The organism is Pelodictyon phaeoclathratiforme BU-1, assembly GCF_000020645.1.
Classification (GTDB): domain Bacteria; phylum Bacteroidota; class Chlorobiia; order Chlorobiales; family Chlorobiaceae; genus Chlorobium; species Chlorobium phaeoclathratiforme.
In genome coordinates this window covers 1714473-1735204 of sequence record NC_011060.1, presented here as the reverse complement: position 1 = coordinate 1735204, position 20732 = coordinate 1714473, and the positions used below count along the sequence as shown (strand labels likewise).

General features: G+C 48.5%; 20 protein-coding genes. 6 read left to right on the top strand and 14 right to left on the bottom strand.

What is annotated here, in order from left to right:
- The first annotated feature begins 57 nt into the window (after positions 1–57).
- Entirely contained in the window at positions 58–438 is a 381-nt protein-coding gene (locus tag PPHA_RS08145) for a hypothetical protein (RefSeq protein ID WP_041526487.1), read from the top strand.
- A gap of 58 nt (positions 439–496) precedes the next feature.
- Here the strand turns inward: PPHA_RS08145 and PPHA_RS08140 are convergent, their stop codons facing one another.
- The 3 genes from PPHA_RS08140 to PPHA_RS08130 form a co-directional block, all read right to left on the bottom strand.
- Positions 497–1954 carry an ABC transporter permease gene (locus tag PPHA_RS08140; protein ID WP_012508368.1) on the bottom strand — a complete coding sequence of 486 codons (1458 nt, stop codon included), beginning with the start codon at positions 1952–1954 and terminating at the stop codon, positions 497–499.
- Between the two features lie 119 nt (positions 1955–2073).
- On the bottom strand, positions 2074–2673 hold the full coding sequence (locus PPHA_RS08135) for a 50S ribosomal protein L25/general stress protein Ctc (protein ID WP_012508367.1): 600 nt from the start codon (positions 2671–2673) through the stop codon (positions 2074–2076).
- Positions 2674–2704: 31 nt separating this feature from the next.
- The gene (locus PPHA_RS08130) at positions 2705–3676 is read right to left on the bottom strand and encodes a ribose-phosphate pyrophosphokinase (protein ID WP_012508366.1); all 972 of its coding nucleotides are present in this window, start codon (positions 3674–3676) and stop codon (positions 2705–2707) included.
- A 177-nt stretch (positions 3677–3853) separates the two neighbouring features.
- On the opposite strand from PPHA_RS08130, the gene lpxD reads away from it, so the two are divergent.
- On the top strand, positions 3854–4906 hold the full coding sequence (lpxD, locus tag PPHA_RS08125) for a UDP-3-O-(3-hydroxymyristoyl)glucosamine N-acyltransferase (RefSeq protein ID WP_012508365.1): 1053 nt from the start codon (positions 3854–3856) through the stop codon (positions 4904–4906).
- 15 nt (positions 4907–4921) lie between these two features.
- On the opposite strand, the gene PPHA_RS08120 is transcribed toward lpxD, so the two are convergent.
- The 11 genes from PPHA_RS08120 to PPHA_RS08070 all read right to left on the bottom strand — a co-directional run bounded on the left by PPHA_RS08120 (position 4922) and on the right by PPHA_RS08070 (position 17184).
- Complete coding sequence (locus PPHA_RS08120; RefSeq protein WP_012508364.1) at positions 4922–7585, bottom strand: glycoside hydrolase family 15 protein; 2664 nt, start codon at positions 7583–7585, stop codon at positions 4922–4924.
- Positions 7586–7671: 86 nt separating this feature from the next.
- A complete protein-coding gene (locus tag PPHA_RS08115) occupies positions 7672–8067 on the bottom strand; it encodes a hypothetical protein (RefSeq protein ID WP_041526783.1) in 396 nt (131 codons plus the stop codon).
- A gap of 181 nt (positions 8068–8248) precedes the next feature.
- A complete protein-coding gene (locus tag PPHA_RS08110; RefSeq protein WP_012508362.1) occupies positions 8249–8938 on the bottom strand; it encodes an OmpA family protein in 690 nt (229 codons plus the stop codon).
- A gap of 170 nt (positions 8939–9108) precedes the next feature.
- Positions 9109–10344: an ABC transporter permease gene (locus tag PPHA_RS08105; RefSeq protein WP_012508361.1), complete on the bottom strand. Its 1236-nt coding sequence runs from the start codon at positions 10342–10344 to the stop codon at positions 9109–9111.
- 8 nt (positions 10345–10352) lie between these two features.
- The gene (locus tag PPHA_RS08100) at positions 10353–11618 is read right to left on the bottom strand and encodes an ABC transporter permease (protein ID WP_012508360.1); all 1266 of its coding nucleotides are present in this window, start codon (positions 11616–11618) and stop codon (positions 10353–10355) included.
- A complete protein-coding gene (locus PPHA_RS08095) occupies positions 11615–12304 on the bottom strand; it encodes an ABC transporter ATP-binding protein (protein WP_012508359.1) in 690 nt (229 codons plus the stop codon). The genes PPHA_RS08100 and PPHA_RS08095 overlap by 4 nt, the downstream gene beginning before the upstream one ends.
- A gap of 7 nt (positions 12305–12311) precedes the next feature.
- Positions 12312–13565, bottom strand: coding sequence for an efflux RND transporter periplasmic adaptor subunit (locus PPHA_RS08090; protein ID WP_012508358.1), 1254 nt, complete (start codon positions 13563–13565; stop codon positions 12312–12314).
- Entirely contained in the window at positions 13562–14974 is a 1413-nt protein-coding gene (locus PPHA_RS08085) for a TolC family protein (RefSeq protein WP_012508357.1), read from the bottom strand. Before PPHA_RS08085 ends, PPHA_RS08090 begins: the two co-directional genes overlap by 4 nt.
- Positions 14975–15077: 103 nt before the next feature.
- Positions 15078–15653, bottom strand: coding sequence for a hypothetical protein (locus PPHA_RS08080; protein WP_012508356.1), 576 nt, complete (start codon positions 15651–15653; stop codon positions 15078–15080).
- The gene (locus tag PPHA_RS08075; protein ID WP_012508355.1) at positions 15650–16732 is read right to left on the bottom strand and encodes a D-alanine--D-alanine ligase family protein; all 1083 of its coding nucleotides are present in this window, start codon (positions 16730–16732) and stop codon (positions 15650–15652) included. The genes PPHA_RS08080 and PPHA_RS08075 overlap by 4 nt, the downstream gene beginning before the upstream one ends.
- Positions 16733–16770: 38 nt before the next feature.
- Positions 16771–17184 (bottom strand): CoA-binding protein, encoded by a 414-nt coding sequence (locus PPHA_RS08070; RefSeq protein WP_012508354.1) that lies wholly within the window; start codon positions 17182–17184, stop codon positions 16771–16773.
- A 159-nt stretch (positions 17185–17343) separates the two neighbouring features.
- Between PPHA_RS08070 and PPHA_RS08065 the strand changes: the two genes are divergently transcribed.
- From PPHA_RS08065 to purS, 4 genes are all read left to right on the top strand, one after another.
- Positions 17344–18159 (top strand): lipoate--protein ligase family protein, encoded by an 816-nt coding sequence (locus PPHA_RS08065; RefSeq protein ID WP_012508353.1) that lies wholly within the window; start codon positions 17344–17346, stop codon positions 18157–18159.
- Between the two features lie 12 nt (positions 18160–18171).
- A complete protein-coding gene (panB, locus tag PPHA_RS08060; RefSeq protein WP_012508352.1) occupies positions 18172–19005 on the top strand; it encodes a 3-methyl-2-oxobutanoate hydroxymethyltransferase in 834 nt (277 codons plus the stop codon).
- A 630-nt stretch (positions 19006–19635) separates the two neighbouring features.
- Positions 19636–20439, top strand: a complete 804-nt coding sequence (gene pssA / locus PPHA_RS08055; RefSeq protein ID WP_012508351.1) for a CDP-diacylglycerol--serine O-phosphatidyltransferase — start codon at positions 19636–19638, stop codon at positions 20437–20439.
- A gap of 28 nt (positions 20440–20467) precedes the next feature.
- Complete coding sequence (gene purS / locus PPHA_RS08050) at positions 20468–20722, top strand: phosphoribosylformylglycinamidine synthase subunit PurS (RefSeq protein ID WP_041526486.1); 255 nt, start codon at positions 20468–20470, stop codon at positions 20720–20722.
- Positions 20723–20732: the final 10 nt, after the last annotated feature.

Here is a 20732-nt window from a genome sequence, read left to right as displayed (position 1 = left end):
TGATTCGTTCAGGATTTTTTCCCGATGGCGCCTTGGATCTCCAAAGTAAGTAGTTGTATGAGCATTCACTATACCATGAGAGTCGATGGAGACATCCTCTTTGTTTGTGCTTCCGGTTTCGATGAGAGTCTTGATGAAGTTCAGGGCTATGGATTGGCCATTATCAATGCCAGTCTGGAGGGGGGTGTTTCACGTGTGTTTTGCGATGAAACTGCTCTTGAGTATCGGCTTGGAACTTTTGATACCTATCAGGCAGCCGAATTTATTGCAGAAAATGTTCCGGCTTTGGCGAAGGTAGCTCTTGTTTGCAATGCGAAGTTTATGAGCGATGCAAGCTTTTTTGAGGACGTTGTTGTCAATCGTGGCCTTACCTTGCGTTTTTTTACCGATCCGGAGGTTGCTATGCGCTGGCTTTCTGAAGCGAATGCATCTATCTGAGTTGTGCTTGATTTGACGGGTTTCGCATTTGCCCTGCACTGAGCTTTTCAGGCACTATCTATCCTCTCATTCTGGGGTCGAGGGCATCGCGGACGCCGTCGCCGATGAGGTTGAAGCAGACCACGGTGGTCAGAATGGCAATACCGGGGAAGGTTGATATCCACCAGTAGTTCAGGAGGCTGTCGCGTCCTTCGTTGATAATGTTGCCCCAGCTTGGTGTTGGCGGCTGAACACCGAGGCCGAGAAAGGAGAGTCCGGCTTCTGTCAGGATAATGCTTCCGATCCGCAGCGTTGCCGCTATGATGACCGGGGTGAGGGTGTTGGGCGCAAGGTGGCGGAAGATGATTCTCATGCTGGAGAGGCCGAGTGATTTTGCCGCGAGGATGAATTCCTGTTCTTTGAGCGAGAGTACCTGACTGCGGACAATTCTTGCGACACCCATCCAGCCGGTAAAGGAGAGGGTGATGACGATGAGGTAGATGGAGTTGCCGAAGGTGGCGATGATGATGAGGATGAGAAAGAGTGCCGGAAAGGCGATAAGGATATCAACGATCCTCATCATGAGTGCGTCGATCCAGCCCCCGAAATAGCCTGATGATACTCCGATTATGGTGCCGAGGGTGACGGAGATTAAAACAACAAGAAAGCCGATAGAGAGTGAAATTTTTGAGCCGTAGATGACGCGGCTGAGAATGTCGCGTCCATACTGGTCTGTGCCAAGGATGAAGGTACGGGTGACGGCGATGTTGCTTCTTCCGCCTCCAGCCAGCTCTGCGAGGGAGATGGTTTTGGTGCGTATTCCCTGACGGTAGATGACGTTGTTGCCCTCTCTGCGATATTCGTTGACAAATCGGATGGCGTTGGGTTCGTTGCGTGTTTTCAGAAGCTGAAAATCGCTGATGAGAGTGTTGGCCAGTTGAACGGTTGTTCCGCTCCCTTTCTGCAGGGGGATGATCAGGTTTTTTGGCTGGCGGAGTATCAGTGCCTCAAGTCGTGAGAGAGGTGGCTGATAGGCGGTGACGAGAAAATCCTGCTGGTCATAGGGGCTGAAGGGGGCGATGAAGGGAGCAAGGAATGCTGCCGAGTAGAGGAGAAAAATAATGGCTGAAGCGTAGAGAGCTATGGTGTGGCGCATGAAGGCCCTGAGGCTGATTTTGCCGATGCTCAGTTCTTCGCTTTTTTGGAGTTCAGGTGTTTTCTTGCGTAATGATCTTTTTCGGGCAATGAGCAGCAGAACGATCGGAACGGCAACAAGGTAGAGGGCTGCTATCCAGAATTCAAGGATCTCGGTGCTGAAGATCTCCTGGAATGCTTTCGGTGCAGAGAGTATGAGCGCTGTTGCGGTAAAGAGTGACCGAAAACTGATCAGCACAAGATCGGCCTGGATAAGCAGGATGAGCACAAAGCCAAGGAGAGTGGCCGAAAGAAAAATGCGTACTCCTTTTTGTGATCGGTTTTCTCCTGCACCGGTTTGTTTGTTCAGCAGGGGTGATGGTGTGCTGTGATCTGTTTTCAAGCTTTTGGTGGCTATCGGTTAATCTGTGTTTCATTGAACCACAAAAAGCTGCTTTTCGGGGAGGAAAAGCAGCTTTGCATGGTAAGGAACCAGTTTCGTCAACAGAAGTTAAAAGGCTCTCAGCTTGCTGTTGCGACAGCCGCTTCGGGAGTGGCTTCAGCCTCTTTTTTCGATGCAAGAACGGTAATGACCGGAGTGTCGGGATCATCCATGATCTGCAGGCCGGTATAGGCGTCCAGGGGGATCTCTTTGACATGGATTGAATGACCGATTTCAAGTGCCGTAACATCGACAACAAGGTGGTCGGGCATATCTTCCGGTTTGCCTTTGATGGTGAGCGCATGGAGGATAATCAGCAGTTTTCCGCCTTTTTCAACGCCGGCACTTTCACCGGAAACAGCAACCGGTACTTCGAGTTCAATGATCTCCTCAGCAGAGAAGAGCTGGAAGTCGGTGTGAATGATTCTGTCAGTAACCGGGTGAAACTGAACATCCTTGATAAAAGAACGTTTGATTTTTCCGTCAGGGAACTGAAGATCAATAATATGTGATTCGGCTGAATGAACCAATTTTCTGAGTGCCAGTTCATTGACGCTTATAGCAATGGTCTCTTCGCCTTTATGATAGATAACACCGGGGACTATGCCGTTCTTGCGCAGCTTTTCTGCATTTTTCTTTTTGATAACGCGAGGTTCTACACCTAATACAATTGTTTCCATGCTCTTCCTTTATCTCTTTTATCGCTTGTGTTTAATGAAGGTTCGTAAGTTTTTCGATGATATTCTTGCTGTCGAACAGGCAGCTTACAGAATCATCTTCGTAAATACGCTTGATAGCTTCACCGATGAGATTGCTGACGGTTACAGTCTCAATTTTCGCTGAATATTCGTGATTGGTGACGACCGAATCGGTTACGATCACCTTTTCAAGTATTGATGCGTCGATTCTTTTGATTGCTGGTCCGGAAAGAATCGGGTGTGTTGCTGCGGCATAGATTTTAAGGCCACCAGCTTCACGGATTGCTTTTGCTGCATTGACAATGGTGCCTGCAGTGTCGATCATGTCGTCAACAAGGAGGACGTTTTTGCCGTTAACATCACCGATAATGTTCATTACTTCAGCAACGTTGGCTGCAGGGCGGCGTTTGTCGACAATCACGAGGTCGGTACCGAGCTCTTCAGCAAATTTGCGGGCAAGTTTGACACCTCCGACATCAGGGGAGGCGACGACGAGGTTGTCACGAAATTCTCTTTCGCGGATATGATCGATCAGAATTACACTGGAGTAGAGGTGATCAAACGGGATATCAAAAAAGCCCTGAATCTGCGGGGCATGCAGATCCATGGTAAGAATTCTGTGTGCTCCTGCTTTGGTGAGCAGGTTTGCTACGAGCTTTGCTGTGATGGCGACACGGGGACGATCTTTTCTGTCCTGACGGGCGTAGCCGTAATAGGGAATTACTGCGGTGATTCTTGCTGCTGAAGATCTTCTGGCAGCATCAATCATGATCAGCAACTCCATCAGGTTGTCGCCTGGCGGATTGGTGGACTGAATAATGAACATATCCGATCCACGGATCGATTCAAAATAGTTTACCGAAATTTCCCCGTCAGAAAAGTTTTCGACTTTTGCGTTGCCAAGGGGCATGTCGAGGTACTTAGCAATTTTTTCTGCGAGAGCCGGATTGCTGCGTCCCGCGAAAATTTTAATGGGTTTTGCCATCGTGTCCTGCATATTCGGGTGAAAGGGGTTATATTATGGCAGTACAGTTAAAACCCGGGAGTGTTTTTCGATCCTTTTCAGGGGTAAACATTCAGGGGAGGCCAAATATAATTAAAAAGGCCGAAAAATTAATTAATTTTTTCCTCTTTCTAAAGTGAGGTGATTGGCTTGAAAAATATGACAATCAAGGATATTCAGCACTACCTGGAGCAATTTTTTGATTCTGTTGAACTGGAGGGGAGTGGCGAGGGGGTTGTTTCTTCTCCGGCAAAGATTGAAAGTGCGCAACAGGGGCAGGTGAGCTTTGTGGCTAATGAGAAGTACATAAAATATCTCTCTTCAACCGCAGCATCGCTCGTTCTTGTCCATCGCTCGGTTTCTGTTGAGGAGTTCAGTAAAAACACTTCATTTATCAAGGTCAGTGATCCTTATACAGCCTTTGTGTTTCTACTCAAAAAATTTGCTCTGCCTCGTTCTATCGCCTCGAAAGGTATTCATGCGACGGCAGTGATTGGTGAGGGGGTTTCGATTGGTGAGGATGTTTCGATCGGCGCCTTTGCCGTTATTGGTGATCGCTGTTCGATCGGCAGCAATGCGGTGATTGCTCCTCATGTTGTTCTTTTGCATGATGTCTCTGTTGGTGATGATACCGTTCTTTTTCCCTCTGTAACCTGCTATGATGGTACCTTGATCGGCAAACGGGTGGTCATTCATTCAGGAAGTGTCATTGGCGCTGACGGTTTTGGTTTTGCTCCGCAGAGTGATGGTTCTTATGTGAAGATTCCCCAGATGGGTATTGTTGAAATCGGTGATGATGTTGAAATCGGGGCAAATGTTACGATAGACCGCGCAACGATGGGCAGCACGGTTATCGGCAGGGGTGCCAAGATCGATAACCTTGTCCAGATCGCTCACAACTGCCGCATTGGTGATGATACGGTTATTGCCGCCCAGGCCGGTATTTCCGGAAGCGTAACAGTCGGACGTCAGTGCATTATTGGCGGGCAGGCTGGATTTGCCGGTCATCTCGAACTTGCTGATGGCATCAAGGTTGCTGCACAGGCTGGAATTTCAAAATCCTTTCTTCAGCCGGGTATCTCGCTGCGTGGTTATCCGGCGCAGCCCATGCGTGATCAGTTGAAGCACGAGGCAATGCTGCGTAACCTTGGCGCCATGAAAGCGAAACTTGATGCTCTTGAAAGCGAACTGAAAGAGCTTAAGGTGAAGTAGAGAGCGGATGCTGCCCTATTGCAGGATCGTGTTCATATTCCAGTTATAGGGCAGGTGGCGAAGGTAGAGTGTGTCAATGTGTTGTTCTATCCAGGTTTTTTTTTCTGCATCCATGTATGGTAACAGTGAGAGGATTGTTTCGCGTGAACTGTTGCCGAAATCTTCAGGGTACCATTCAAAGATCAGCGACATCCAGAGGGTGTTGGTTTCGTGCTCAATCTCTATTCCGCCACGGTTGATAAAACTTTTTGTGGCTGTCTCAAGCTGTCGGTTAATGAGCGCTGCGTCGTAGAACTCTATGGGAGGGCAGGAGGAGGATGAACAGAAAAGCGCGAAATGGATACGGTAATCGAATGATGCAACAATCAGGTGGCGGCGTTCATCAAGAGGTGAAAACGGCTTGAAGGGAAAGAGCGTGTGTGGTCGATTGCTGCGGAGTATGCCATGTTCAATATCATCAGGAGTAAAAAAGAGTCCGCCGATTGTGTATCCGATCCGGCCAAAAAAATTTGGGATTTCAAATACTGAGCCCTGAATATCGAATTCAATGACACCGTGAATAATGAGAACGTTGTAGATGTTGATCCAGAAAGCTTTTTTTTCTTCGTCGTTCCGGAGCATTTCGAGTTTGAAGCTGTTGAGTGACCCGGCCAGTCGCAGGTAGTGGCTGAACTCTTCGGATTGTTTGAGTGCGTTGTAATTGACCACTCCCCGTTGTGCATTGAAAAATGCACCCTGCAGTCGGCCAAGTCTCTTTTTTAACTCAGCACCGAGAGTGATGGTTGCTTCAGGTTGATCGGACTGTTGGGGGTTCAGGGTAACCTGGAGGGGGATGATTTTTTTTTGTTTTTTTCCAGGGGCGCTCTCTTTTTTTGCCTCATGGAGATGCTTCTCTGCCGCCAGAATTGCCGCAACCGCATTGATATAGCCGATATGACTGAACGCCTGGGGGAAATTGCCGAGCATTTCATGCCTGGTGCTCTCAAATTCCTCGGAAAAGAGGCCGAGATGGTTCGATGCGCTCACGGTTTCATGGAGTAACTGCAGGGCTTCGCTGGTTTTTCCTGACAGTGCCAGACACTCAACAAGCCAGAAATTACAGAGTATAAATCCGCCCTCCTCTCCTTTCAGGCCGTCTTCTGCCTTGTAGCGGAGTAGAAAACCCTGGTGCATCAGCCTCTCTTTGCAGGCGTTGATGGTTCCCTGCACTCTTGCATCTGATGCGGGAAGGAAGCCAACAATCGGCAGCAGCAGAAGGCTTGCGTCAAGTTCAGAAGAACCGTATTTCTGGACAAAGCTGTTTACTGTGTGATCGAATCCTTTTGCCAGAATATCTTCTTTGATGCGGTCGCGCTCTTGCAGCCAGCGACTGAGGGGTGCGTCAAAGCCGAAACGGCGGGCAATGGTGATTCCGCGGTCGAGGGCAACCCAGCACATGACTTTTGAGTAGACGAAATGATGTGGCCCATTGCGTACTTCCCAGATGCCGTCATCAGGTTTTTGCCAGTTTTCAATGGCAAGTGTACAGATTTCCCTGAAAAACGGCCAGAGTTCCTCATCAATTTTTCCTGCATAATCGGAAAGTCGCAGGGCTGAATCCATCACTTCACCGTAAATGTCCCATTGGTTTTGCCGATGTGCGTCGTTGCCGATTCTTACCGGGCGGGAATTGCGGTACCCTTTCAGATGGCCGAGCTCTTGTTCTGTGAGGCGGTCATTGCCATGCAGGGTGTACATGATTTGGAGATTACGGCTTCCGTATTTGCGGTAAGTGGCATGAACCCAGCGGAGATAGTTGTCTGCTTCGTTGACGTGACCGAGGGCGAAGAGTGCTTTGAGGGTAAATGCGGCATCTCTCAGCCAACTGAAGCGGTAATCCCAGTTCCGTTCTCCTCCAAGGGTTTCCGGAAGGGAGGTTGTTGCTGCTGCAGCAATGGCACCGGTCGGCTGAAAGGTGAGCAGTTTGAGCAGAAGCAGAGAGCGGTTGATCATTGAACTGAACTCTCCGAGATAGGCGCACCGTTCTCCAAGGCAGAGGAGTGCCCAATCCTGCCAGAAGATCTTGTTTTCTTCAAAAGGACAGTGCAGGGGATCACTGTTTGCCTGATTTCCATAGAGCAGATCGATGTGTGCCTCCTCGCCAGCGTCAAGTTGCAAGGCCAGTGTGAGTTTTCCTGCTGCATTGTGGAGAGGAAGAACATGACCGCCGGCAATGGATAGTGTCAGGGTATGGATTCCATATCTGACCGTAAAATGGTTGTTCCTCTCTTCTGTAATGGATGGTATTGTTTTTGCGTAATCCGGGCGGGGTTTCAGGGTGAGTGTAAAGCTCATGCTGTTCTGAGTGACCTTCAGGCAGCGATGGATACGATGGGTTGTTTTTTTTATGTGAACACCATTTTCCACCGTCATAAAGTCCTGGAGCAGCGCTTCGGCACTTCTGGTTCGGAATTTGCAAGAGAGAATATTGGTGTTGGCAAGGTATTGCTGTTCAGAGCTGAAGGGTTCCGAGGGCTGGAGGCTGAAGAAGCCTCCCTGCTCATCATCAAGGAGTGATGCGAAGATGGTCGGGGAGTCGAGCCATGGAAGGGAACAGTAGTCGATGGAGCCATCTTTTGAGACGAGGGCTACAGAATGGAGATCCCCGATCAGCCCGTAATCAGCAATGTTTCTGTACATTCCGTAATTCCTCCTTTGGGTTGCGAATTTTCTGAACAACGCACATGGAATTCATGCGTTGTTCAGGAGAATCTTTGTACCGCAATTTACGAAAGATTTCTTGGTACCTGTGAAGAGTGGTGGTGCAGGATTGGTTGTTCAAGAGAGATGTCTATGACAAAGGTGAATCGTGAAGGAAAGGAGAGCAGTACCTGGTCTACTTCAAATTCAAAGGAACAGATGCCGCTCAGGGTATGAAGGGTATCGCTCAATGACTGTTTTCTGAGTGCCTTGTTGTGCAGGCGTACGCCAAGTCCGTCTCTTGAGGCAAGTTGCCCAAAGTAGTTTCTGACTCCTTCGGGAGTTGTTACTGTATGGGGTGTAAAGGTAGGAATAAGCACTGCGGATGCATTATAGAGTGCGGCAATGTCATCTGCGTTTCCGCTGCAGACTCTTGAAACCCATTGAAAGAGAACCTCTTCGGCAGTTTTAAAATAGATCATGGCAGGCAGGTTATGTTTTCCATTGGGGAAAATATTGGCATAATCATCCATGTTCGGTCGGTCATGTATTGATTGGAGGAGAATGTAACCATTTTTTGTTTTTCCACCCGCAAATAATAAAGCCCGAACAAAGAGGTGTCCGGGCTTTTCATCAGGGGGGATCGAATGCTTTTAAAAAAAGTTAATACCGTAATTCTCCGGAATCTGCCTGGCGTTTGAGGTCGTCGTTTGCATAGATGAGCACTTCAACGCGGCGGTTAAGTTTGCGACCATACTCTGTTTCGTTTGATGAAACAGGACGGGTTTCACCGTACCCGATCGGCGAGAGCCTTCTGCCTGAAACACGGTATGCTTCAAGGAGGTTTGCTACCGAGTCGGCCCTTCTTTCGGAAAGAGACTGATTTGCATCGTCACTGCCGATACTGTCGGTGTGGCCTTCAATGACCAGACTGGTTTCGTTATAGCGGTTAAGAATCCGGGCGAGTTTTTCAATGTTGTAGCGGCTGGTTGAGGTGATTGTTGCTGAACCAGTCGAAAAGAGAATGCCGGAGTCGAAAATCACTCTGATGCCTTCGCCGACGCGCTCAACACGTGCTCCCTCCACATCGTGGTCGATTTCTGCCGCCTGTTTGTCCATGTAGTTGCCAATAAGCGCTCCACCAGCTCCGCCGAGGACGGCTCCGATAATTGCCCCTTTTGCCCAACTGCCCGATCTGCTGCCAATAATTCCTCCGATAACGCCGCCTGCTGCTGCGCCTATGCCAGCACCCTGTCCGGCATTGGTTGTTGTCTGACAACCCCAGGTAACGGTGGTCATTGCAAGAATGAGCAGAAAGGCTACAGGTTTGATAAGTTTTTGTAAAAATGTCATGATCTCAGCTATTCAGGAGTTAAAAGAGAGTTATGCCAGCGGCTGCCAACGCCGCTGCTACAGTTAAGAAAGAGTTTTAAGGCGGTTTAAGTTCCCTTTTTTTGCAATGATCATTGGATGATGCCGGAGGGAATCGGCTGAGAGTGGTATACCAGCTTCGGGACAGGTTGTTACTTTGGCCTCAGAGCTTCTACGGGGTTGAGATTTGCCGCTTTCCATGCCGGGAAAAGTCCGAATGCCATTCCGATACCCGAACAGACAAGCATGGAGACGGTTATCCATACCCAAGGAAATATAGGAGGGAGATTGAATTTCCACGCAACAGCGTTGCCAGCGATGATGCCTGCAAGAACGCCAATTACTCCGCCAGCGAGAGAGAGGAAGAATGATTCGAGCAGGAACTGGCGGAGGATGGTACGGCGAGGAGCTCCGACCGATTTTCTGATTCCTATCTCCCGTGTTCTTTCGGTGACGCTGACCAGCATGATGTTCATGATACCTACTCCTGCGGTGAGCAGGGCCATAAAGCTGATGATGAAGGCGCCTGTGCCAATGGCAAGCTTGATGTCTTTGAACGAGTCGATCAGGGATTCATTTGTTCTGATTTCGAAATCGTTGGCATCCTTGACGGTCAGTCCTCTCGCAAGTCTCATTGCACCAATTGCCCGGTCAATTGTCAACTGATACTCTTTGCGTGACAGGGCTTCAACGGTGATGCTCAAACTGCTTTTTTCATTGATATGGTCGAGGTAACGGGTAATGGGGATGAGCACAAAGTTATCCTGACTCTGGCCGAATGCGGCTCCTTTTTTTTCGAAAACTCCAATTATTGTGTAGATCTCCCCGTTAACTTTGATAAACTTGTTCAGCGGGTTTTCGCCAGTTGGGAAAAGTGTTGCCGCAACTTCACCTCCAAGTACAGCGGTGTTTCTTGCTGATCGGATATCGTTCTCTGAAAGGTTACGGCCTGTTGCTATGGTGTAGCCGTTTGAGAGTGAGAAGTTTTCGTCAGCACCCTGCATGGTGACATCAGGATTGGTGGCCAGGTTGGCATATTTTGCCTGATTGGCCGGACTATAAATGATGAAGCCGATTGTTCTGGCTTCTGAAGCCATGTTTTTTCTGAAAAGCTGCGCCTGCTTATAAGTGATATCTTTACGGTTGGCAAGCACATTGCGGCTATGGCCTCCACCAAAAACAGTTGCAGGATTTTTCTGTATCTGGAAGGTGTTGGCTCCGAGGCTTGTCAGCCCTGATTCCACACTTTTGTCGATGGCATCAAGGGCTGTCATGACGGCAATGATGGAGAATACGCCTACAGCGACACCCATGATGGTCAACCATGAGCGGAGTTTGTTGACAGCCAGGGAATAAAGCGCCTGGATGACGGTTTCACGCAGTAGCATACTTCCTCCTATTCATAACGTAACGAGTCTGCAGGGTCGAGCTTTGAGGCTGTCACGGCTGGAGCGAGTCCCGAAATAATGCCTGTGGTCACGGAAACAACAAGACTTGCCAGAACAAGATTCAAAGAGAATTGTATCGGAAAATCGGGCACAATTTTTTCGATGGCGAGGGTAATGGCGAGAGCTGTCCCGAGACCGATAACGCCACCGATGAGGCAGATCATTATCGATTCGATGAGAAATTGCAAGAGAATTGTCCGGCGTCTGGCGCCGAGCGCCTTGCGAAGTCCGATCTCCCTGGTGCGCTCTTTGACGCTTACAAAGGTAATATTCATGATGCCGATAGCGCCAACGAAGAGCGACATCCCTGTAATGAAGATACCTGCGACGGCTATGCCATTTTTTATAGGGTCAAGCTGACTTTTAAACGCCTGCTGTTCATTGATGGAGAAGTCTTCCTCGTTGCCAGGAGAGAGTCTCCTGATTCTTCTCATCAGTCCGAGTAACTCCTCCTTTGCTTCAGCAACACGCTCCTGGTTTTTGATTTTTACCCTGATGGTGATGAACATGTTTTTTCCATAGACCTTCTCAAAGGCGCCAAGTGGCATGATGATTTGATTGTCGAAACTGAAGAGGCCGAGAAACTTGCCCTGTTTTTTAAATATGCCGATAATTCGAAGTTTGCGGTTTTTGAGTTGGATGGATTTGCCAAGTGCGGGTTCGCCGGGAAAGAGGCCGGTGGCGATATCGTCACCGATGACTGCTACCATCTCGCTGCTGAGTGATTCTGCGGCAGTAAAAAACCTTCCGGTGGAAAGATTTCCGGATGCGGTTTGCAGGTATTCCTGGGTTGTTCCGAGCGAAAAGACCTGCTCAAGTATCCGTTCCCGGTACTTTGCCGAGGCCTGATAGGTCGACATCTGCGGTACAGCAATGAGCAGTTCAGAGTTGGGAGTATCGGCAATAATGCGATTGAGTTGATCGGCATAGTTCGTTTTAAGGTCCGGGCGGTTTCGATACCTCCACCATTGTCCCATTGTGCTCCATGATGATTTTTGGACATAGATAACATCGTAGCCGAGCATGGCAAGGCTTTTTTCAAATCCCAGATCGATGCCGTTTATGGCTGTACCCATCATGGTGATGGCTACAATGCCGATAATGACGCCGAGCGCCGTCAGAAACGAGCGGATTTTATTTGCCCGTATCTGATAGAAGGCCATTTTCAGGCTTTCCAGGGTTTCATAGCGGAACTGTTGGTAGTCCGTCTTCATGGTCTGGTGTCGCTTTCTATTTTTCCATCCCGGAGACGAATGACTCGGCGGGTATAGCGGGCGATATCCTCTTCATGGGTGATCAGGATAATGGTGTTGCCTGCTTCGGAAAGCGAACCGAAGATATCCATGATGTCGTGGCTTGTTGCGGTATCGAGGTTACCGGTCGGTTCATCAGCAAGAATGATGGAGGGCTTGTTAATCAGCGCTCTCGCTATGGCTACTCGCTGAATCTGGCCACCGGATAGTTCTGCGGGCTTGTGTGTTATCCGGTCGCCGAGCCCCACTTTGATAAGCGCTTCACGTGCTCGCTCCTGCCGTTCTTCAGGCGGTACTCCGGCATAGATCAGCGGAAGTTCGACATTGCGCAGGCAGTTCAGGCGGGGCAGAAGGTTAAAGGTCTGGAAAACAAAGCCGATTTCACGGTTTCTGATACGCGCCAGTTCGTCGTCATCCATCTCCGCAACACTCTGATGGTTGAGCTCATAAGTGCCGGAGGTTGGTGTATCAAGACATCCGATAATATTCATCAGAGTTGATTTCCCGCTTCCCGATGGCCCCATGATTGCTGCGTAGTCGTTCAGTTTGAAGTCAAGGTTGATCGAGTCAAGTGCGTGGACAACCTGATCGCCCATCTCATAGAATTTGCAGAGCGATTTCATGGTGATGACAGCTTGAGTCTCCATTTCCGGGTTATTTTTGCTGCTGTTTAACCTTGCTTCCCTCTTTGAGCTGACTGGTAATGGCGGTATAACTTCCTGAAACAACCTCTTCTCCTTTGCTGAGTCCAGCGGTGACGATAATATGGGTATTGTCGGTCGTCCCTGTTTTCACTCGTCGGAACGATACTCGACCTGATTTAACGACAAAAACACCTTGCCGACTTTCGGGTTCTTTGCTGGTGGTGGTTATCTTGATGTCTGATTTTTGAGCTTTTTTGTTCGCAGTATTACCAGATACATCTCTGATGGTTACACTTTGAATCGGCACGACCAGAGCATTTTTTATCCGCACGGACTCAATATCTGCCGTTGCGCTCATACCGGGTTTTAGCATCCTGTCATGGTTGAAGATGCGGATCTTTACCGAAAAATTGGTGACCTCATCCTGGGTTCCAGCGGCCTGGGAGATTGCTGAATTGGAAATTTCATGCACAACTCCCCTGAAGATGCGATCGCCGTATGCATCAACAGTGATGGAGACTGGATTACCTGTTTTTACATTGACAATGTCGTTTTCATTTACCTCTACCTCTACCTGCATACTGTCGAGGTTTGCCAGTCGCAGTACCTCGGTTCCGGGAAACTGACCAGTACCGACAACGCGTTCCCCCGGCTTGCTGTTCAGGGCTATGATGGTGCCGTTGATTGGAGCCCGTACTACGGTTTTGTTCATCCTGTCCTGATTTTGGTCAAGCAGGCTTTTGTTTTGTGCTATTGTGTAGATTGATGCCTGGTAGGCGGCTTGTGCTGCCTGTGCATTGGTTCTCGATGTGATATAGTCTGATTCGGAGATCAGCTTTTCTTTGTAGAGCAGTGATGCCTTATGGAAATCATCCTCTGCCTTGAGCTTTCTGGCCCGCGTCTCCATACTTTGTGATTTTGCGGAATTAAGCTGGGCGAGACTCTGTTCGACCTGGTTTACATAGAGGTCTGGCTGAATTTTAAAGAGAAGCTCTCCTTTCTCTACACTCTGTCCATCCCTGATGGGCAACTCGATAATCTCCCCTGAAACGTCAGGCGACATGGCGACTACAAGCGCGGGTTCAATTTTTCCGGTAGCCGTGACGATATGGACAACCTCTTTGATGGAGACCTTTTCGGTGGTAACCTCAACTGGTTTTTCGCGAAGCTTGAAAAAGGAAAAGAGCAATCCTCCTGCGAGCAGAACTGCTGCGAGGGAGATCCATATTGTTTTTCGATTCAGCAAGGATTTTTGTTTACTCATCTGAGTGGTATACTGGATTCGGTTAGCTGTGGTATGGTTATGTTGCCTGTTGTGAAATCAAGAATGCTTTTTTGTAAAGCGAGATTGAAGGTGGCCTGGGAAAGATTGGATCGGGCATTGAAAAGGGTAGCTCGTGCCGAGCTGAGCTCTACAAATCCCGCAGCGCCAAGTTCATATTTTCTTTTTATACCTTCATATGCCGACTGTGCTGCCGTAAAACTGAGGTTGGCCGTTTCAATCTGCATGAATGCGGAGGTATACTCGCCTGCGCTCTGCTGAAGGTCGATAACGATGTCTCTTTTCAAATCATCATAATCAAGTCGCTGGTTCAACTGGTTGATTTTGGCTGATTCAACATTGTAGCGGGTCTGAAATCCGTCAAAGATCGCCCAATTGAGGTTCAGGGATACCGAGTATCCGACCGTATGGCGCAACTGTTCAGAAAGCGGGGGATAGGCGTATTCGTTATGCAGGTACTCGCTTCCCGCTGTACTGACGTTGAAACCAAGGTCAACTCTTGGATACCATGGCGCTCGTGATACCCTTGTCTGCCATTTGGCTGCATCGGTTTCAAGGAGTTTGCTTTTAAGATCAGTTCTTCTTTCAAGAGCTGTGGCGGCAAGGCTGTCAATATCAAGTTTTGACGAAAGAGTGACTTTCAACTCTTCCGGAGAGGCTATCAGGAGTATCCTTGTTTGTGGCTCTATCTGAAGGCGTCGAAGCAGTTCAGACATACTGCGTTGCATACGGGTCTCTGCTTTTATGACCTGGAGAGCGCTTTCAGAAGCATCGGCCTGTTGCTGGTAACGATCGGTCATTGATTTAAGGCCGATTTGAAATTGCCGGTCAGTCAGGGTCAGTTGATCCTGGGCGAGCAGAAGGTTTTCGCGTGCAATAGCAAGAAGTTCCTGGTTCAGTCGTACCTGGAAATAGGTTTGGGTAACATCGTACACAACACTTTCGAGTACTCGCTGAAGGGTATATTCTGCGGCGCGCTCCTGTTTGAGCGATGCTTGCAGGGATGCGTAGTCACTGAATCCGTTAAACAGATTCAGTGAGGTGGAAAGAGTCAAATCCGCCGATTTCATGGTGGTTTTCTGTACTTCAGCTACAGGGTAGCCTGTGGTATAGGTTCGGCTGAGTGTATAAGGTGCATAGCCAGCCGATACCGAAAGTCGGGGAAGAAAACTGCCGTAACGTCTTAAAACGTCTGAACCCCGCAGTTTCAGGTTTGCGTCTGCCTTTTTGGCTGAAGTGGCATTGCTCAGTGCAATTTCTATACAGTTGGCAAGCGAGAGTGTTTTCTCTACTCTTTCACTGCCGATGACGGTTGATGAGGAAGCAAGAAACAGTGCAGCACTGCAGAAAAATGAGAAAATTCCTGATACTACGTGTCGATTCATAACCATTCAGTGTGCCTGCCATTATCCCGTTCAGTTTAACATACTCCAGTGTACAATATATATCTTGGCCAAATAGTTTCATTTATGGATTCTGTTTTTCTTTGTGCATTTATAGTTGGTCGAGGAGCGCTTCTATCTCCTGCTGGTAGATTTCAGCATTCTGTGGTTTTAATTGTATGAGAATGGTATAGATTTTTATTGCTTTTTTGTACGCACCTTGTGCTGTAAAGAGATGGGCAAGGCTTTCAGTGGGTACGGCAATGGTTGTGTCGTCAGAAAAAGGCTGCTTTTGTTCAAAAATTGACGTGGGATCAGCATTTTCAGAAGTTTTTACCGGTTCAAAGTTCATGAGAGCTGCCGTCAGCTTTTCAAGCTCATCGGTGACAGGGTCGAACAGGGGGGATCGTGCGCTGGCTGTATCGCCCTCGCCTGAAGCCTGAAGTTCAACAAGCTCTTGCCATGCGATCTGGTTTGCCGGGGCGATGGTGCAGCATTTTCGAAAATATTCGCTGGCCAGAGTGTTGTACCTGAGCCCTTTGAGCGCTTTTGCATAGAGCAGGTGAAATAGGTACGAGTCGGCGAACTGATCGGAAAAGGGTTCAAGTTTTTCGATGCCTGCCTGGAATTCTCCTCTCGATATGTCAAGGGAGACTTCTGCAAAAAAAAGATAGGGTTCATTGATCATGGTCGCAGGGTTTCCAGTGCAAGCTGCAGCAATCGCTCTGCAAGTTCAGGAAAAGAGTGTCCGCTTGCAGCCATGAGTCGAGGAAACATGCTGATATCGGTGAAGCCGGGAATGGTATTGACTTCATTGAGGACGATGGTTCCCCTCTTTTCGTCAACAAAAAAGTCTATTCTCGACATACCCCTGCATCCCAGCGCCTTGTATGCCTTGAGTGCAATGCTCCTGACCTCGCTCTGCATTTCGTCGGGAATGCGTGCCGGAATAAACAGTTTTGCACTGTTGTGAATGTATTTATCATGATAGTCATAGAAATCGCTGCCGGGTTCGATTTCGCCGCAAACGGAGACTTCCGGTTCATCATTGCCAAGTACAGCAACCTCAATTTCACGCCCTGTGATTGCTTTTTCAACCACTATTTTTGAGTCGAGTGAACAGGCGCTTTTTAGGGCTGCAGGGAGTTGTTCCCGGTGATGCACCTTTGAGATTCCAATTGAGGAGCCGAGGTTTGCCGGTTTGACAAAAAATGGATAGATAAACTTCTCTTCGATCCGGGAGTGAACTTTTTCCGTATCGGCATGGTACTCGGCACTGAGAAGCGTTATGGATGGAGCAACAGCAATGCCTGCATCTGCAACACAGAGTTTGGTGAGCGCTTTATCCATAGTGAGCGCTGATGCCAGTACACCGCAGCCTGTATAGGGAATGTTGCAGGTATCCAGAAAGCCCTGGATGCGGCCATCTTCTCCATAGGTGCCATGAAGCGTCAGAAATGCCACTTCAATGCCGATAGCCCTGAAATCGAGGTTGAAGGGTTTCTGCTCCGCCTCTTCAACCATCCTGTCAAGCGCCATCGCTGCTGCTTCAGGTGATGAGTTTCTCAAAAGAGCGGAGAGGTCAAGGTTCAGAATGTCGCGGGCAATGCCCTCACAGAGCCAGGTTCCCTGATGTGTAATGTAGAGCGGAATAACCTTGTAACGTTCGGCGCTGATATTGGCTGCTATTGATTTTGCAGAGATGATTGATATTTCGTGTTCGGTTGACCTGCCTCCAAAAATGAGAGCAACTGTAATACGTGGCATGAGTAGGGTAATGACTGTTTGGTAAGGTGATGAAGATTTTATTGAATAAGGTAGCGTTGATCGACAGCGATACATCGGTTTTCGATGACGATAAGTCCTGCATTGCGAGCCTTGTTTGCTGCGCTTTCGTTGGTGATGCCAAGCTGCATCCAGATAACTTTTGCACCGATGGCAATGGCTTCATCAACAATGGGGGGGACATCTGTCGATTTGCGGAAGATGTTGACGATTTCTATTTTTTTGCTTATTTCAGGCGGTATTGCTGAAAGAGAGGGATAACAGCGGAGACCAATAACCTCTTCAATACCGGGATTGACAGGATAGATGGTGTATCCCTGGGCTTTCATGGCGCGCGCAATGCCATTGCTTGGTCGATCAGCTTTTGCGGACAATCCGACGACGGCTATGTGTCGGAATGAGGCAAGAATGTTCTCAACTACTTTTGTTTCCATGAACAGGATCGAGTCGGTGGTTGGCGATGGCATATTTCCCCGCAAAATACCCGTCTCACAGGACACAAACAATGTAAGGGGTAAAAATAATTATTATCTTGGTGCGAATTTGTGGTCGATAGTGCGCAGCGTTTTGTGGAGCACCCTGGAGGGGTTGCAATGGGGAACACTTTTTTTCAAAAGGTTTATTGTCTGGATTCTGGTTTTCATACTGGCGAGGAGAATATGGCCATTGATCGGGAATTGATGGCCTCATTTCTCGATGGTCGGTTTCAGCGGCGCTTCGGTCGCGAAAGTTGTCTCTGGCGCTTTTATGGCTGGAACCCCTGCGCGATTACCATAGGGTACAATCAGGATATTTCGGGTATTGATACCCTCAAATGCCACACTGAAGGTATTGATGTTGTCAGAAGGCCTACCGGTGGCAGAGCGGTGTTTCATGCAGAGGAGTTTACCTACAGTTTTTTTGCAGACTCCGAAGAGCAGAACTCCGGGCTTTATCGGATGGTTCATGCAGTTATCCAGCTTGCTCTTGAAGAGCTTGGGATTCTTGCTGGCTTCTGCCGTTCGACTCTTTCCCGCACACAGGGTGTTGTGGCGCCTGAGGGGGTCAGTTGTTTTACGGCTTCAGCACGGTATGAACTGCAGGTAGGGGGACGGAAACTGGTTGGTTCAGCCCAGCGGCGAAATCGTCACGTCCTTTTGCAGCATGGTTCACTTCCCCTGTCGGCGCGGCATAAGGAGCTTTGCCGCTTTATTGCTCATGCAGACGGGGGTGTTTTTGAGGAGATCAGGGATGCAATGGAGCGAAAAACGACCTCTCTTGAAGAGATTCTTGGCTACGTTCCCGAGTATGGTTCTCTGGTAGAGCTGATGTGCTCTGCTGCCGGGAAGCTGCACGGTGTCGAAGCGGTGAAGCTTCATCCCTGCGATTTATCGGATATATTGGAACATCAGGAAGACTTAATCCATTAAGCAGCAGACACTATGAACAAAAGTGCCCAACAAAAATCGGCTCATGTTACCACCCGAAGGCTGCTCGATATGAAGCATAACGGGGAGAAGATCTCCATGCTTACGGCTTATGATTACACCATGGCGAGAATTCTTGATCGTGCTGGTCTTGATGTTCTTCTGGTCGGCGATTCCGCAAGCAATGTTTTTGCCGGCCATAGTACAACGTTGCCGATTACGATTGAAGAGATGGTCTATCACGCGAAGGCTGTTGTCAGGGGAGTGCACGACGAAAGCGGTCGGGCAATGGTGGTCGTTGATATGCCGTTCATGAGCTATCAGATTTCAGGTGATGAGGCTTTGCGCAATGCGGGAAAGATCATGAAGGAGCATGGGTGTGATGCTCTCAAGCTGGAGGGAGGCAAGATCATTGCCGATACCGTCAAGCGGATTACCGACGTCGGGATTCCCGTCATGGGCCATCTCGGTCTGATGCCGCAATCTATATACAAGTATGGGAGTTACAAGGTCAGGGCCAAGGAAGGGGTGGAAGCAGAGCAGCTCCTTGAGGATGCAAAAATTATCGAAGAGGCGGGAGCGTTTGCCATTGTACTCGAAAAAATTCCATCTGTGCTTGCAGCCGAAGTGACCCGCTCACTGACTATTCCTACCATAGGCATCGGCGCCGGGGTTGCATGTGATGGCCAGGTGCTTGTCATCAACGATATTCTTGGTCTCAACCGCGAGTTCCATCCCCGTTTTGTCCGCCAATACGCCGATTTGAATACGGTTATTGAACACGCCGCCAAGCAATACGTCGAAGACGTCCGCCAGTCAAATTTCCCCTCCCCCGACGAAAGTTATTAAACCCCGTAGGGGCGGGGTCATCCCGCCCCAATCCCATTCCGTTCATCCCGCCCCAATCCCATTCCGTTGATCCCGCCCCAATCCCATTCCGTTGATCCCGCCCCAATTCCATTCCGTCCATCCCGCCCCAATTAACGGAATTTTCATTTTCCCAAATTTATTCCTTGTGATTGATCGCCATAATGTAGAATGGCGGGGTTATCCCCCCCAACTGTCGTCAAACGGGTTGGTATTTTGAATCCGGAATACAACAATTCTGGCAATATATCATTATGGATAACACGTTATTTGCAATGGGAGCGAAATGCAATGCATCTTTCACCTATCATGCAGAGGTGTGCAGTGGCCCACTCAATGCAGAATTGCTAAAAGAGTATAAATTTCATTACCTTAAAATTCTGTGTAGACAGGGGGCTGAAAAAAAGCGGGTTTGCCGGTTTGGTTTATCGGGACTCTGTAATCAGGATTCTGTTTTTGCCGTTTATTGCTCTTGTAACTTGTTATAAAGCGCAATAGTAAAGCTTTTGCTCGCTCTCTGTTATCGTTATAACTTTTTGAAAGTCAAGTTCCCTTAAGGTTCTTTTCTGCCTGTTGCGGATACTCTTTTACTCTTACGATGGATATTCATATATGGATGATGCTGGTAAAAAAAGGTATCAGAAACGCTATCCTCCTTTTCTGAAAAACAGTTCACGAGATCGCTCGCCACTCTTTCCCATTGTGTCGCGATCGTTTGTTCCCTCAGTGTTTACGGTTATGAACATGCTTTCCGGCTATATTGCCATTGTCATGTCGGGAGAGGGGAGTTTTGTTGCGGCATGCTGGTTTATCATTCTGGCGGCTTTTTTTGATACCCTCGATGGTTTTGTGGCCAGGATTACCAACGGTACCTCTGATTTTGGTGTGGAACTCGACTCTCTTTCTGATCTGGTCTCTTTTGGCGCTGCTCCGGCATATTTGGTCTATAAATTCGGACTTGAAGGACTGCCGGGTATTACCGGTATCTGTGTCAGCTCTTTGCTGATGATTGGCAGCGGACTGAGGCTTGCCCGCTTTAATATCACGATGATTGGCTATAACAAAGACTCTTTTTCTGGTCTTCCGACACCCGCCCAGGCGCTGACGATTGCCGGGTTTGTGCTCTGGATGAGTGGCGACCCGATTTTTCCTCCCTCATTGATGCAGTCCTTTCTGGTTGGGCTTTCTGCAGCGCTTGCGCTCCTCATGGTCAGTAAGGTCAATTATGACGCCCTTCCCAAGCCTACTGCAGAATCATTCCGTCAGAAGCCAGTTCAAATGGCGCTCTACATTGTGGCCTTGTTCTGCGTTCTTCTCTTTCATTCAAAAGCTTTTTTTCTTGCCATGTTGTTGTATATTCTGCTCGGTATTGCACGCTCACTCACGCTGTTGTGGCGTCGCCAGTGGCAGACCTGATTTTTTCCATTCAACCATACGCATGATAATGCCCTATACTGCAAAAATAAAGGTTACCCTGCGCCAGTCCATTCTTGATGTTCAGGGTAAAGCTGTCGAGCATGCACTGAAAAATCTTGGTTACCACACCGTGGAATCAGCAAGAATCGGCAAATATATCGAAGTAACCATCAATGAAGAGAGCTTGATGGAGGCTGAACGTATCTGTAACGAAATCAGTCAGAAATTGTTATCGAATCCGGTTATGGAAAATTATTCCTTCGAACTGGAGCAAGTCAATTAAATAGTACTCA